General features: G+C 35.0%; 14 protein-coding genes. 8 read left to right on the top strand and 6 right to left on the bottom strand.

The window, feature by feature from the left end; all coding sequences use genetic code 11:
• Positions 1-380: 380 nt before the first annotated feature.
• From E0W73_RS14320 to E0W73_RS14300, 5 genes are all read left to right on the top strand, one after another.
• Entirely contained in the window at positions 381-1,439 is a 1,059-nt protein-coding gene (locus E0W73_RS14320; protein WP_135222756.1) for a 3-oxoacyl-ACP synthase III family protein, read from the top strand.
• 247 nt (positions 1,440-1,686) lie between these two features.
• Entirely contained in the window at positions 1,687-2,211 is a 525-nt protein-coding gene (locus E0W73_RS14315) for a methyltransferase (RefSeq protein WP_135222755.1), read from the top strand.
• Between the two features lie 151 nt (positions 2,212-2,362).
• Complete coding sequence (locus tag E0W73_RS14310) at positions 2,363-3,211, top strand: glycosyltransferase (RefSeq protein WP_135222754.1); 849 nt, start codon at positions 2,363-2,365, stop codon at positions 3,209-3,211.
• 81 nt (positions 3,212-3,292) lie between these two features.
• A complete protein-coding gene (locus tag E0W73_RS14305; RefSeq protein ID WP_135222753.1) occupies positions 3,293-4,039 on the top strand; it encodes an MlaE family ABC transporter permease in 747 nt (248 codons plus the stop codon).
• Positions 4,039-4,803: an ABC transporter ATP-binding protein gene (locus tag E0W73_RS14300; RefSeq protein WP_135222752.1), complete on the top strand. Its 765-nt coding sequence runs from the start codon at positions 4,039-4,041 to the stop codon at positions 4,801-4,803. Before E0W73_RS14305 ends, E0W73_RS14300 begins: the two co-directional genes overlap by 1 nt.
• 144 nt (positions 4,804-4,947) lie before the next feature.
• On the opposite strand, the gene E0W73_RS14295 is transcribed toward E0W73_RS14300, so the two are convergent.
• From E0W73_RS14295 to E0W73_RS14275, 5 genes are all read right to left on the bottom strand, one after another.
• A complete protein-coding gene (locus E0W73_RS14295; protein WP_135222751.1) occupies positions 4,948-5,544 on the bottom strand; it encodes a SprT-like domain-containing protein in 597 nt (198 codons plus the stop codon).
• 29 nt (positions 5,545-5,573) lie between these two features.
• On the bottom strand, positions 5,574-6,848 hold the full coding sequence (locus E0W73_RS14290) for a hypothetical protein (RefSeq protein WP_135222750.1): 1,275 nt from the start codon (positions 6,846-6,848) through the stop codon (positions 5,574-5,576).
• 48 nt (positions 6,849-6,896) lie between these two features.
• A complete protein-coding gene (locus tag E0W73_RS14285) occupies positions 6,897-7,574 on the bottom strand; it encodes an SDR family NAD(P)-dependent oxidoreductase (RefSeq protein WP_135222749.1) in 678 nt (225 codons plus the stop codon).
• Between the two features lie 35 nt (positions 7,575-7,609).
• Positions 7,610-8,587, bottom strand: a complete 978-nt coding sequence (locus E0W73_RS14280; protein ID WP_135222748.1) for a M20/M25/M40 family metallo-hydrolase — start codon at positions 8,585-8,587, stop codon at positions 7,610-7,612.
• A 131-nt stretch (positions 8,588-8,718) separates the two neighbouring features.
• Positions 8,719-9,861 (bottom strand): acyl-CoA dehydrogenase, encoded by a 1,143-nt coding sequence (locus E0W73_RS14275; RefSeq protein WP_135222747.1) that lies wholly within the window; start codon positions 9,859-9,861, stop codon positions 8,719-8,721.
• A gap of 471 nt (positions 9,862-10,332) precedes the next feature.
• On the opposite strand from E0W73_RS14275, the gene E0W73_RS14270 reads away from it, so the two are divergent.
• The 3 genes from E0W73_RS14270 to E0W73_RS14260 all read left to right on the top strand — a co-directional run bounded on the left by E0W73_RS14270 (position 10,333) and on the right by E0W73_RS14260 (position 13,528).
• Positions 10,333-10,908: a chalcone isomerase family protein gene (locus tag E0W73_RS14270; RefSeq protein ID WP_135222746.1), complete on the top strand. Its 576-nt coding sequence runs from the start codon at positions 10,333-10,335 to the stop codon at positions 10,906-10,908.
• 142 nt (positions 10,909-11,050) lie between these two features.
• Positions 11,051-12,277 carry a Glu/Leu/Phe/Val dehydrogenase dimerization domain-containing protein gene (locus tag E0W73_RS14265; protein ID WP_135222745.1) on the top strand — a complete coding sequence of 409 codons (1,227 nt, stop codon included), beginning with the start codon at positions 11,051-11,053 and terminating at the stop codon, positions 12,275-12,277.
• Between the two features lie 300 nt (positions 12,278-12,577).
• Positions 12,578-13,528 (top strand): energy transducer TonB, encoded by a 951-nt coding sequence (locus E0W73_RS14260; protein ID WP_135222744.1) that lies wholly within the window; start codon positions 12,578-12,580, stop codon positions 13,526-13,528.
• A 329-nt stretch (positions 13,529-13,857) separates the two neighbouring features.
• Here the strand turns inward: E0W73_RS14260 and E0W73_RS14255 are convergent, their stop codons facing one another.
• Positions 13,858-14,253 carry an ExbD/TolR family protein gene (locus E0W73_RS14255; protein WP_125723780.1) on the bottom strand — a complete coding sequence of 132 codons (396 nt, stop codon included), beginning with the start codon at positions 14,251-14,253 and terminating at the stop codon, positions 13,858-13,860.
• Between the last annotated feature and the right edge of the window lie 2 nt (positions 14,254-14,255).

The raw sequence follows: 14,255 nt of genomic DNA, 5'->3' as shown, positions 1-14,255 counted from the left end.
GTTAGTTTTCTTATACATATTCAAACCCGACAGATTTTAAAAACCTGTCGGGTTTATTTTTGTTTCAGGTTTCAAGTTTCAAGTTATGAAAGGAACTTGAAACCTGAAACCTGAAACAATCTAAAAAAAACCTAACTTTTTATTGGATTTTTGTGAAAACATTTTTGATTCCTAAATAATAGTCCCGAAAAAAAGCAATTTTAAAAACGTTCTTCAATCGTTTGAAATCTCGGAAATATTAAAAAATCATTAGAAAATAAACAATATATCAATCTAAAAATCGTTATTTGATAATTATATGCACGCATACTATTTTTTATGATTGTTATCATAATATTATTTATACATTAGCAATAAATTTATCGGATAAACGGGCAAAAATGAAAATAAAAATAATAGGAACAGGAAGTTACATTCCGACTAAATCAGTTAGCAATACAGACTTTGGAGATCACGTTTTCTTAAACGAAGACGGAACACCTTTCGGATATCCAAACGAAGTAGTCATTAAAAAATTTAAGGGAATTACCGGAATACAAAATCGCCGTTACGCCGAAACGCATCATACTGCTTCTGATTTAGCTTTTTTTGCCGCCGAAAAAGCAATTGTAAATGCCGGAATCGATGCCGAAACTTTAGACTATATCATTTTTGCACACAACTTTGGCGATGTAAAGTCGGGAACAAACCAAACTGATATTCTGCCAAGTTTGGCAACTCGTGTCAAAAATAAACTAGGAATAAAAAATCCTAAATGTGTAGCTTATGACATTCTTTTCGGATGTCCAGGCTGGATTGAAGGCGTGCTGCAAGCAAATGCTTTCATCAAATCTGAAATGGCAAAACGAGTTTTGGTTATTGGAGCTGAAACCCTTTCAAGAGTTGTTGACGATCACGACCGCGATTCGATGATTTACTCTGACGGCGCAGGAGCTTCTGTATTAGAACTTTCAACAGATGATTCTGGTTTGCTGGCTTACGAAAGCGCTACTTTTGCAAATGATGAAGCCAATTTTCTTTTCTTCGGAAAATCATACAATCCAGATTTAGATCCGGATATCAAATACATCAAAATGTACGGACGTAAAATCTACGAATTTGCATTAAGCAATGTTCCCTGCGCAATGAAAAGCTGTTTAGACAAAAGCGGCATTTCTATTGATGAAGTGAAAAAAATCCTTATCCATCAGGCTAACGAAAAAATGGACGAAGCAATTATCGAGCGCTTTTACAAACTTTACGATAAAACACCTCCAAAAGACATCATGCCAATGAGCATTCATGATTTAGGAAACAGCAGTGTTGCAACAGTTCCTACTCTATTTGACTTAATTCTTCAAGGGAAAATTGAAAATCACGAAATCAATAAAGGCGATGTCGTTATTTTTGCCTCAGTTGGAGCGGGAATGAACATCAATGCTTTTGTTTACCGATACTAAACGAATCTCACAAAGACGCGAAGTCGCAAAGTTTTTTCAAACCATATAAGTAACATAAGTTCAATTAAGTGAAAACTTAAAATATCTTATAGTACTTATATGGTTATTTTTTTGATTAATACTTCGCGACTTCACGAGAGATTGCTTCCCGTTATTAGAATACTTAATTAAAGCAACTTGTTCAAATTAAAACACAAAAACAGAGATAACTTTGTATCTTTGCGCCTTTGTTGTTAAAAACCATAAAATGTACGAAAAAACGTTTCCGAATAAGAGATTCCGACTTACCCTAGAGTTTTTAAAAAAGCACGTTAGCACCTCTGAAACCATTTTTGATTTTGGTGTTCCAAATCCGTTTTCTAAAATCATGGAAGAAAACGGTTATACTGTAAAAAACACTAAAGGCGAAGATTTAGACAACGACCATACAGCTTTGCAAACAGAAGAATATACTGTTTTTACAGCATTTGAAATTTTCGAACATTTATTAAATCCGTACACGATTTTACAAAACGTAAAATGCGACAAATTATTAATCTCGATTCCGTTACGTTTATGGTTTTCACCTGCATATCGTTCTAAAACCGATATGTGGGACAGACATTATCACGAATTTGAAGACTGGCAGTTAGACTGGCTTTTGGAAAAAACGGGATGGAAAATCACAGATCGTCTTCAATTTACACATCCTGTAAAAAAACTTGGACTTAGACCATTACTAAGATATTTCACTCCAAGATATTATATTGTTGTTGCGGAAAGAATTAAATAAATTCCAATACTAAAATTCCAAATTCCAATTTTAGCAACCTCGTTAAGATTGGAATTTGGAATTTAGAAGATTGGGATTTATTTCCCCACAATTGGATTTTGGACACGAGCGTCAGCGAACTGGCGAAGCAATTTAAAAATTGGAATTTAATATGAAATATTACATCGTCATTCCGGCACACAACGAGCAAGATTTGATTGGCTTAACCTTACAATCTTTGGTTACGCAAACTGTTTTGCCTTCAAAAGTTGTCGTTGTTAATGACAATTCAACCGATAAAACAGAAGAAGTTGTTTTAGGATTCGCAAAAGAAAATCCGTATATCTCTGTTGTCAACAAAACTTCAGATGCAATTCATTTACCTGGAAGCAAAGTGATTCAGGCATTTCAGAAAGGTTTTGAAACTCTGGATTCTGACTATGACATTATTGTAAAGATAGATGGTGATTTGATTTTTCCACCAAACTATTTTGAAACCATAATCAAACATTTCAAATCTGACCCAAAAGTCGGCATGGCTGGCGGATTTTGTTATATCGAAAAAAATGGAGATTGGATTCTAGAAAACCTAACCGATAAAGATCATATTCGAGGCGCCTTAAAAGCTTACCGCAAAGAAACTTACCAACAGATTGGCGGTTTAAGGCCGGCCATGGGCTGGGACACCGTAGATGAATTACTTTGCAAATATTACGATTGGAAAATTGTTACCGACCAATCTTTGCATGTAAAACATTTAAAACCGACAGGCGCAAACTACAACAAAACAGCTCGTTACAAACAAGGCGAAGCTTTCTACACTTTGGGTTATGGATTTTGGATCACCGCAATTGCTTCGGCAAAACTGGCTATGATGAAGAAAAAACCTTTACTCTTTTTAGATTATATAAAAGGTTTTTGGAAGGCTAAAAAAGCAAAAACTCCATTACTCGTAACACCAGAACAAGCTAAATTTATTAGAAATTATCGTTTTCAGAAAATGAAGCAAAAGTTAATTTGATTCGCAAAAACACGCGAAAAAACTGAACTCATAACTCAAAACTCATAACTTCTTTTTACCTTAGCCAATATTTCAAAAATTATGATGCTAATTCGTTATTTATCCCAAATAGGAAGATATTTTTTAATGCTTAAAGAAATTTTCAACAAACAGACCAAATGGCCTGTAATGAAAAATCTTATCCTCAAAGAAATCGATGACCTAATTATTGACTCTCTAGGAATTGTTTGTTTTATCTCTTTTTTCATCGGAGGAGTTGTTGCAATCCAAACAGCGCTAAACTTAACAAACCCTTTGATTCCAAAATACCTAATCGGTTTCGCTACACGCCAGTCTGTAGTCTTGGAGTTTGCTCCTACTTTCATTTCAGTAATTATGGCTGGAAAAATGGGATCTTACATTACTTCTAGTATCGGAACAATGCGCGTTACAGAACAAATTGATGCTTTAGAAGTTATGGGGGTTAATTCTGTAAATTATCTTGTTTTTCCAAAAATCATAGCTTTATTAATGTACCCATTTGTTATCGGAATTAGTATGTTTTTAGGAATTTTTGGAGGATGGCTTGCTTGTGCTTATGGAGGTTTCTCAACCGGAGCAGATTTTATTATGGGAGCTCAGAAAGATTTCATACCCTTTCATATTACTTATGCCTTTATCAAAACTTTAATATTTGCTATGTTATTGGCAACAATCCCTTCTTTTCATGGGTATTATATGAAAGGTGGTGCATTAGAAGTGGGTAAGGCAAGTACAACATCGTTTGTATGGACATCTGTTACTATTATCCTTCTAAATTATATATTAACTCAATTATTATTAGGATAATGATAGAAGTAAAAAACATAGAAAAATCATTTGGTGACAGTAAAGTTTTAAAAGGCGTTTCGACAGTATTTGAAACCGGAAAAACCAACTTGATTATCGGACAAAGTGGATCTGGAAAAACAGTTTTGTTAAAAACGTTACTAGGAATTCACACACCAGACTCAGGAACCATTGAATTTGACGGAAGAGTTTATTCTGATTTAGACAAAGATGAAAAACGTGAATTAAGAACAGAGATCGGAATGGTATTTCAGGGCTCGGCTTTGTTTGATTCGATGACAGTTGAAGAAAATGTGGCTTTCCCGTTAAAAATGTTTACCAATAATAATAAAGCACAAATTAAGGAACGAGTTGATTTTGTTTTAGAAAGAGTAAACCTGGTAGACGCGCATAAAAAATTACCATCAGAGATTTCGGGAGGTATGCAGAAACGTGTGGCAATTGCCCGAGCTATTGTAAACAATCCGAAGTATTTGTTTTGTGATGAGCCAAACTCTGGTCTCGACCCAAATACCTCAACTTTGATTGATAACTTAATTCAGGAAATTACAAAAGAGTACAATATTACGACCGTAATTAATACTCACGATATGAATTCGGTAATGGAAATTGGTGAAAATATTGTCTTCTTGAAAAAAGGATTAAAAGCCTGGCAGGGAACTAAAGAAGAAATCTTTAGAACTGACAACAAAGACATTGTTAAATTTGTTTATTCTTCGAACCTATTCAAAAAAGTAAGAGAAGCTTATTTGAAAGGATTATAGTTTTTAAATTCCAAGATTTAAATTCCAAATTCCATTTTTTTGAGAAATCACAGTAATCCCAAATTCCAATTGATTAAACTTTGGAATTTGGGATTTATATTTTTGAAAATTCCCATTTGGAATTTGGAATTCTTATATTGGAAGTTAATGTAATATTTCTACTTCCGCATTTGGATTAAAAAGATACGTTTTTCCAGAGCTTATTTCGATGCATTCAAAACGTTTTGTTCTTACAGCCAATTTCTTAAATACTTTGCCATTTTTGATTCTAAAAACACTTCCAAACGGAATTTCAAAAACATAACTCTTATCATTGTCCTTGTCGTATTGCTTCAAAGCCAAAGACAAAGTAGTATCAGTATCACTACTCGCTGATGGATTTTTGAAATGCCTCGCCAGCAAAGGAAGAATTTGACTCGGAAAAATCTCAGGCCTGATAAACGGAACCATAAGTCGCTGAAAAGTAAACTTCCATTCGTTTCCATGTGGTTTGATATTCCGTCCAAATTTTTCAAATGCAACCAGATGCGCAATTTCATGAATCAAAGTGATTAAGAAACGATATTTGTTCAAACTGGCATTAACCGTGATTTCATGTTTACCGCTTGGTCCTCGTCTATAATCCCCATGACGGGTTTGTCGTTCGTTGACAATTTTAAGATGCACCTGATTGGTAACAATCAAATCGAAAACGGGTTTTACCGCATGTTCTGGAATATATTTGGCTAAAGTTTCGCTCAAGACATTTACAATTTATTAATCAACAATCATTACAAACTTAGATATTTTAAATATTTACTGTTTACATCTTTTTTTACTTCTCCATTTGAATCAAGAAAAACACTTGCTGCTTTTTGTTTTTTACTCACTTCATCTTCTGCATATTTCACCTTCTTTTCCTGATAATCTAACGCTCGAGCTTTTTGGATATATTCCAGACTACTTTCGTATTTATTTAAAATTAAAAAAGCTGTCGATATATTCATATAACATGCCCACATTGCTGCTTTTTGTCCCTTATCATTTGGATCAAATTGCTTAGCATAATGATCCATTTTGACAATAAAATCAGTTAAAACTTTTTTCTCAGCTAGATAATCATGGTAATTTTTTAATCGCTTTTTATCCTGAAAATAAATTGAATTATCCTTAGAATTAAGTTTGTTCTTTTCAATAAACGAAGCATATTCAGTAATTAATGCTTCATCTAGTATCGGTTCGCCTTTTCCTTTAGACCATTTCTCTAAAATTTCATAATCTTGATTCAATTTTAAGAAATATGGATTTTTATCTTCCTTCGAAATTTTATAAAAGAAGAAAGTGTCCTGATAATAATTTACATCCAGCCACCATGCAAGTCTGATACGCATATTTTTTTCAATATTACCCACCATCTCATTATAGATTAAATTTTTATCGCTGTTATCCGTTAAATAACTCACTGCTTCAGGTTTGGTTTTAAAAGAAGCTTTATAGCCTTCAAAACTTCCCGATCCAAGCATTTTTTCTTTAACATTGAAAGTCTTTTCCATGATAACTTCTTTACTTACACTATTTAAAAGCTTGTAAACGACATCATATTTATAAAAGATTTCATAAGAAAAAGGCGTTTCTACCCCTCTACTTTCTTTTATATCAGAAACATAGGCTAGATTTTTCAGCGTAACATCTATAATAAAGTGACCTACAGACTCTACATCTCTGCTTGTATATCCCAATTCAAGAAAGGTCGGAACATTATCACGTTGCAAAGTACTTTCATCACTTGTACCTACTAACATCGTAATTAGATTCTTTTCCCGAAAAAATTCATTATAAGAAAGCAGACTTCCCGATCTCTTTTTCTCTCCGTCTACTATTATCGAAACTGGATCTTCTGGAAGATGAATTTTTATTCCATATGTATAATAATCTATTGGCAGATAATTCTCTGGAAGAATATAATTATAAGTATACAAACTCTCCGACTTATAAGACTGAGCTACAAGTTTTGCATTAAAAACACTAAGAAGGGCAATGCAAAAAAACAATTTGTTTTTTTTCATAGGTTTTGGTTATGGCTTGATTTAAATAAGGATAAGTTTTTTTAACTATTATGGATTTGTGGAAGAAACTTCTAGAACTTTTCCATTAAAATATTTGTTTCCGTTTAATGTAAAATCATAAATATAAGTTGCCATTCCTGCAGCAGAAATTGGCGCTTGATAACCTGGAAAAGCTTCATTCAGCATTTCGGTCTGAACAGAACCCAATGCCAATACATTAAACGAAATTCCTCTTTCTTTATATTCTTCAGCCAATAATTCGGTCAACGTAATCACAGCGCCTTTACTAGAACTGTAAGCGGCAAGTCCAGCAAATTTTAAACTTCCTCGAACACCGCCGATAGAACTGATGGTTACCACATGACTTCCTTTTTCTAAATACGGAAGACAGATTCTCGTTAAGTTTGCTACTGCAAAAACATTCACTTTGTAAATATTTTCAAAATCTGCTTGAGTAGTTTCTGCAAAAGGTTTTAAAAGCAAAGTTCCTGCATTGTGTACAATCGCATCTACTTTTTTCCATGTCGTAGAAAGAAAATCAGACACTTGCTGCAATTCAGATTCCTGAGCTAAATCTACCGACAGACAAGTTACATTTTGATGTTCTAAAAGTGTTTTAGGTGTTTTTCTAGAAATCGCCAAAACCTTATTTCCAGCATTGGCAAACTGCAATGCCAATTCGTAACCAATTCCTCTACTGGTTCCAGTAACAATAATATTTTTCATAGCGCAAAAATAAACAAAACCCGTAAAACCAATCGTTAATTATTCATGGTAATTTCCTGTGTTTTAGAATTAGCAATTTGCGCAAGAGCTGGAAGAAATTCTTGCGTAAAAGCCGTAATGTGCGGAATATCCATCAGTTTAAATTCATCTGAAACATGATGATAAAAATCAAAGTTTTCAAAATCAAATGTACTTATTGACTGGCATGGCTTTTTAAAAGCTTCGTAAAACGAATAATTATCGGAGCGGTAAAACAATTTGTATTCTGCTTCCTTTGGTAAAAAACCGATCGTATTTTTCCCCGTATATTCATTGATTTTCTGAGCCATGTTCGATTTATCAAAACCAGTCACATAGGAAAGAAAACCACGTTTCATCGGAACTCCGATCATTTCAATATTCAATTGAGTATAAATATTAAAATTCTGTCTCTTCAGTTTTTCAACCAGGCTTTTTGACCCTAGAAGCCCTTTTTCTTCACCAGCGAAGAACACCACCAAAATACTTCGTTTATTCGATTTTGTTTCGCTGAAATATTTTGCCATCTGAGCAACAGCCGTAACTCCCGATGCATCATCATTTGCTCCGTTATTGATCATATCCGCCTGTTGTTTTTTCTCTAGTCCGATATGGTCGTAATGTGCACTCAAAACCACATACTCTTTTTTAAGTTCAGAATCTGTTCCTTCTATAACCCCGACAATATTGTAAGCTGGAGATTTAAAGTTGGTCAAAGTGTCTCGATAAGTTTTAAAATAAGGCTTTACATGAATTTTCTTCAAATAATCTTCTAAAAAAACTGCTGCTTTTTCAATTCCTTTGGTTCCCGTTTCACGACCTTCCATTTCATCAGAAGAAAGATATTTTAAGAAATCAGACACCTCAGTCTCATCAACCTTATAGCTTATTTCAATAGGCTTATTATTTGACTGAGCATCATTTACGTTTCCCGTTGAAGTTCCTGATTTACAAGCTAAGAAGATAAAAGGCAGTAAAAAGTATATTCTTTTCATATTATTTGAATTTGAGTTAGTTTTAAGGGAAGCAATTATAGTTTTAAGCTATAAACTTATGAAAACTTAAAGTAAAATCATAAAAAAACCCTTTCAAACGAATCGAAAGGGTCTTTATGATTTTTGTATTGTTATCCGGCAATTACAGCTCTTGAAATTACGATTTTCTGAATTTCAGAAGTTCCTTCGTAAATCTGAGTGATTTTAGCATCTCGCATCAAGCGCTCAACATGGTATTCCTTTACATATCCGTTGCCGCCGTGAATCTGGACAGCCTCGACCGAAGTGTCCATTGCCGTCTGCGAAGCAAAAAGTTTCGCCATTGCCCCGCTCACATCATAATTTTTGTGATTGTCCTTATCCCAAGCGGCTTTCATGCATAAATGACGTGCGGCTTCGATGTTTACGGCCATGTCTGCCAATTTAAAAGCAATCGCCTGATGGTTGCAGATTTCGGTTCCAAAAGCTTTGCGTTCTTTAGAATATTTTAAAGCCAGTTCATAAGCACCAGATGCAATTCCTAATGCCTGAGAAGCAATTCCGATTCGGCCTCCAGCTAGCGTTTTCATCGCAAATTTAAATCCGAAACCATCCTCGCCGATTCGGTTCTCTTTTGGAACTTTTACATCCGTAAACATCAAAGAGTGCGTATCAGAACCACGAATTCCCATCTTCTGTTCTTTTGGTCCGATAGAAAATCCCGGCATATCTTTGGTCATGATCAAAGCATTGATTCCTTTATGTTTTAATTCCGGATGAGTTTGTGCAATCACCAAATAAACAGAAGCCGTACCACCGTTGGTAATCCAGTTTTTTGTTCCGTTTACCAAATAATGATCGCCCATATCTATTGCTGTTGTTTTTTGCGAAGTTGCATCACTTCCAGCCTCAGGTTCGCTTAAGCAGAATGCTCCGTGTATCTGTCCCGAAGCAAGACCCGGCAAATATTTCTGTTTTTGCTCTTCAGTTCCAAATTCCTGTAATCCCCAGCATACTAAAGAATTATTTACAGACATAACTACAGAAGCTGAAGCATCTACTTTAGAAATCTCCTCCATTGCAATAACGTACGAAATAGTGTCAAGTCCGCTCCCTCCATATTTTGGATCAACCATCATTCCCATAAATCCAAGTTCTCCCATTTTTTTGATTTGCTCAGTTGGAAAAGTCTGGTTTTCGTCGCGTTCAATAACTCCCGGTAATAATTCATTTTGAGCAAAATCTCTTGCTGCCTGCTGAATCATTAAATGTTCTTCGGTAAGATTAAAATCCATAGTATTTTATTTTTTCTTTCAGCCAAATAAATCCGGCCAGGTTTAGTTATAAGTTTTTTGTTTTTTGCTTTTTTGGTGTTCAAATGCTTCCAAAGATAATTTTTAAAACTCAAAATTACAATGCATGCATATAAAATTAATAGATTGACAAGAATAGCGATAACGTTTTCGTAATTATTCGTTTTTTTACTTTAAGATGGTACAAATGTCGCAGCAAAAACATCGAACTGAATGCAAAATGATATTCAAAAAAACAGCTCAAAAAGCACCATTTTCTGACAAGTTTCATTTGCAAAATCTTCAACAATTCTTAAAATGCGTAAATCTACGTAAAACAAGTACTACTAAATTGATTATTAAAGCAATACAAATTCCAAATCAAATATTTAAAAGAAAAAAACATGTTAAAAATAAACCAAACATTAATAAATTAACATTATTTTTGCCCAAAAAACAATAAATCGACAAAACATGAAAAAGATTTTACTGCTGCTTACACTCCTAATAAGCTTGCAATTTTCTGCCGTTTCAGCTCAAACACATATAGATGTCAACGGCGTAACCGTACCTCGAAAAATAGAATTTCAAGGCAAAACTTTACAACTTAACGGAGCTGGTGGCCGTTCTAAAATGTGGCTCGAGGTTTACGTTCAAGCTTTGTATTTGTCTCAGTTGAGCCAAGACCCTCAATTTATTATCGACAGTGATACAGAAATGGCAATCAGAATCGAAATCACCTCTTCAATGGTTTCTTCAAATAAACTGACCAAAGCCATAAATGCAGGTTTTGAGAAATCTGCTGGTGCCGAATTAGAAAAACTTCGTCCGAGAATCGAAGAGCTGAAAAAATTTCTAAGCGACGCTATTACTGAAAAAGATGTTTTTGTTTTAGCCTACAATCCTTTGGACCAAAGCATAAATGTTAGCAAAAATGAAGTTTTTAAAGGAAAAATTACTGGCTTTGATTTCAAAAAAGCGCTTTTCGGAATTTGGCTTTCTGACAAGCCAGTCGACGAGACTCTCAAAAAACACTTATTAGGAATTTAATCCTTAAATTATAAAGATATTCACAAGCCGGAAAACAGATAATTTCCGGCTTTGTTTTTTTAGTTTGATAAACTTGCATAAAATACATTATTCGCATTATTCTATTTTATACATTTACGCAAAATAAACATATCACAACGAAATGAAAGATTTATTACAACAATTTGAAAATAAGGAACCAGAAATTGTTTTTAACTGGAAAGATTCTGAAACGGAAGCAGAAGGATGGACCGTGATCAACTCTCTTCGAGGTGGCGCTGCAGGAGGAGGAACAAGAATGCGAAAAGGTTTGGATATGAATGAGGTTTTATCGCTGGCAAAAACAATGGAGGTTAAATTTTCTGTTTCGGGACCAGCAATCGGCGGAGCAAAATCTGGAATTAATTTTGACCCGAACGATCCGCGTAAAAAAGGCGTTTTACAGCGCTGGTACAAAGCGGTTTCTCCTCTATTGAAAAGTTATTATGGAACGGGAGGCGATTTGAATGTTGATGAAATTCATGAAGTAATTCCGATTACCGAAGAATGTGGTGTATGGCATCCGCAGGAAGGTGTTTTTAATGGACACTTCAAACCAACTGAAGCAGATAAAATCAATAGAATCGGACAATTGCGTCAAGGTGTTATCAAAGTAATCGAAAATCCGAAATTCTCACCAGACGTAACCAGAAAATATACTGTTGCTGATATGATTACCGGTTTTGGCGTTGCCGAAGCTGTCCGTCATTTTTATGCCTCATATGGCGGAGAAATTAAAGGCAAAAAAGCCATTGTGCAGGGATTTGGAAACGTAGGTTCTGCTGCTGCTTTTTATCTGGCTGAAATGGGCGCAAAAGTAATCGGAATTATCGATCGCGACGGCGGATTAATCAAGGAAGAAGGTTTTTCTTTTGATGAAATTAGAACGCTGTTTTTAAATAAAGATGGAAATAAATTAGTGGCAGAAAACATGATTCCGTTTGAGGAAATCAATTCTAAAATCTGGACGATAGGTGCAGAAATATTTACTCCTTGTGCAGCTTCAAGATTGGTTACTCAGGCTCAAATTGACAGCTTGATCGCAAACGGATTGGAAGTAATTTCATGTGGTGCGAATGTGCCTTTTGCCGACAAAGAAATTTTCTTTGGCTCCATCATGGAGCAAGTAGACCAAAAAGTAAGCTTGATTCCGGATTTTATCTCAAACTGCGGAATGGCGAGGGTTTTTGCTTATTTCATGGAGAAAAAAGTTCAGATGACCGATGAGGCTATTTTTAATGACACCTCAAAAACGATCAAAAATGCGATTGTAAAAGCACACGCTTTAAATCCGTCTAAAACCAATATCAGTGCAACTGCTTTTGAAATTGCATTGAAACAGTTAGTGTAAATTTTATTATACTTTCTTATAAGCGAGCTGAATTTATATTTGGCTCGTTTTTTTTTAACCACAAGGCACGCAAAGGTTTACGCAAGGAGCACTAATTTGTTTCTCAAAATCGCAAGGACGCAAAGTTTTTTTATAAGTTTCTTTTGCGCCTTCGCGACTTTGCGAGATTAAAAAAACAAACAGCTTGCGCACATTGCGTAAACCTTTGCGAACTTAGCGGTTAAATTCTCTCTTTCATTCTAAACAATTTTTAGTACTTTTAAACGTTTTTATTTAATACAATTTATAATCAGATTTCAGATGAGTTCACCGAAATTGACCCCTTATAAAACAAACACCAACAAGCAGGAGCCCGCATTTTCTGATGATCAAAAAAAATCATTGGCGATTACAACCGGTATCTATGCTGTATTAATTGCATTGTTGTTTTTTATACGTTTTTGGCCTCCATACAATCCTGAAAACAACGTTGCTCTTGCAGATGGCGGAGGCGGCGGAGGTGGTGTGACCGTAAATTTTGGAGACAGCGATCTGGGTTCGGGAGCTAATTATAAAAGCGAGGTTTTGAATGTAAAAAACAATGTAAAACAAGTTGCTGCAAAGGCCGCGCCAGAAGATGCCACTATTACTCAGGAAAATTCTGCAACCGACGAAACAGATGTTGTCATTCCGACAAAAGAAAAGCCAAAGAAACCTGTTCCTGTTACAAAACCGGAAACAAAACCTGTTCCTGAAAAACCAAAAGTTTCGAACTCTACCAATGATGCTTTATCCAGTATTTTAAAAGGTTCGAACAAAGGTGGAGACGGAGATGATAAAGTGGCTGGAAATAAAGGAAAAGCCAATGGAAGTTTGGGTTCTAAAGATTATTACGGATCGGGTGGCTCTGGCGGAGGAACTGGAGGCGGTAACGGAACCGGAAATGGTATTGGAACCGGAAGCGGTTACGGAGCCGGAAGCGGTGGCGGTTCTGGCGGAGGATCAGGATATTCTTTAGGAAACAGAAAAGCATTATCTAAACCAGCGCCCAAATATACTTGTAATGAAGAAGGAAGAGTTGTAGTAGAAGTTACAGTTGACCAAAACGGAAAAACTATTAGCGTAACTCCTGGAATAAAAGGAACGACAAATACCGCAAAATGTTTATTAGATCAGGCAAGAATTGCCGCAATGAATACCAAATGGGAATCTGACAGTGATGCTCCTGCAAAACAAATCGGGAAAATTATTTATAATTTTAGTTTGGATTAAAACACGAATTGTACAGATTTTTACGAATCTGTTTTTTATAGAAAAGGCTTTCAGCAAATATCTGTAAGCCTTTTTTATTTTTTGTCATTTCGACCGAAGGGAGAAATCGCACGCGGGATTCGACAAAGATTGGAGAAACACTTTGTGGAGTTTCTAGTGTGATTTCTCCCTTCGGTCGAAATGACAAAATGTAACGTTTTCCGCGTGAGGGATAGAAGCAAGCTACCGAAGTAGCGCGGATAGCCCGACCGTCCCGAGATAAAAAGGTGTATTTAGACAAAAGTATATTTGCCTTTTTATCTCGGGATGGTCACGCCCAAATAGTAAATCTACTTCGGACTTGTGGCAATTACAAATTTTAGGTTATTCTTTACTCCTATTTGTAAAACATCTACTAAGTCTTGAACTTGCAGATTAAACGGAATTCGAACTACAACAGTTTGTTCTTTATCTGTTCCTATTTTTGACATTAAACTGGTTTCAAGATTTTCAAAATCAACTTGTTCTTTGTCAATGTAGAATTTTTTATCTTCTGTAACCGACAAACTAATTAATTGTTTGTTGGTTTTTTCATTTGCTTTTGCTTTAGGCAATGTCATCTTAATGACATTCGGATTTGCCAGTGTTGAGATAATCAAGAAAAACAACAACAGGAAAAACATAATGTCGCTCAAAGATGATGTCGCTACTTCGGCGTGAAATCTTCTTTTTCTTTTAATAGACATAT

The sequence above is a fragment of the Flavobacterium foetidum genome (genome assembly GCF_004634245.1).
Classification (GTDB): domain Bacteria; phylum Bacteroidota; class Bacteroidia; order Flavobacteriales; family Flavobacteriaceae; genus Flavobacterium; species Flavobacterium foetidum.
This window is presented reverse-complemented; position numbering and strand designations above follow the sequence as displayed.

What these genes read in the sequence shown, in the direction of transcription:
- E0W73_RS14320 (WP_135222756.1), top strand. Translation starts at nt 381, where the DNA reads ATGAAAATAAAAATAATAGGAACAGGAAGTTACATTCCGACTAAATCA.
- E0W73_RS14315 (WP_135222755.1), top strand. Translation starts at nt 1,687, where the DNA reads ATGTACGAAAAAACGTTTCCGAATAAGAGATTCCGACTTACCCTAGAG.
- E0W73_RS14310 (WP_135222754.1), top strand. Translation starts at nt 2,363, where the DNA reads ATGAAATATTACATCGTCATTCCGGCACACAACGAGCAAGATTTGATT.
- E0W73_RS14305 (WP_135222753.1), top strand. Translation starts at nt 3,293, where the DNA reads ATGATGCTAATTCGTTATTTATCCCAAATAGGAAGATATTTTTTAATG.
- E0W73_RS14300 (WP_135222752.1), top strand. Translation starts at nt 4,039, where the DNA reads ATGATAGAAGTAAAAAACATAGAAAAATCATTTGGTGACAGTAAAGTT.
- E0W73_RS14290 (WP_135222750.1), bottom strand. Translation starts at nt 6,848, where the DNA reads ATGAAAAAAAACAAATTGTTTTTTTGCATTGCCCTTCTTAGTGTTTTT.
- E0W73_RS14285 (WP_135222749.1), bottom strand. Translation starts at nt 7,574, where the DNA reads ATGAAAAATATTATTGTTACTGGAACCAGTAGAGGAATTGGTTACGAA.
- E0W73_RS14280 (WP_135222748.1), bottom strand. Translation starts at nt 8,587, where the DNA reads ATGAAAAGAATATACTTTTTACTGCCTTTTATCTTCTTAGCTTGTAAA.
- E0W73_RS14275 (WP_135222747.1), bottom strand. Translation starts at nt 9,861, where the DNA reads ATGGATTTTAATCTTACCGAAGAACATTTAATGATTCAGCAGGCAGCA.
- E0W73_RS14270 (WP_135222746.1), top strand. Translation starts at nt 10,333, where the DNA reads ATGAAAAAGATTTTACTGCTGCTTACACTCCTAATAAGCTTGCAATTT.
- E0W73_RS14265 (WP_135222745.1), top strand. Translation starts at nt 11,051, where the DNA reads ATGAAAGATTTATTACAACAATTTGAAAATAAGGAACCAGAAATTGTT.
- E0W73_RS14260 (WP_135222744.1), top strand. Translation starts at nt 12,578, where the DNA reads ATGAGTTCACCGAAATTGACCCCTTATAAAACAAACACCAACAAGCAG.
- E0W73_RS14255 (WP_125723780.1), bottom strand. Translation starts at nt 14,253, where the DNA reads ATGTCTATTAAAAGAAAAAGAAGATTTCACGCCGAAGTAGCGACATCA.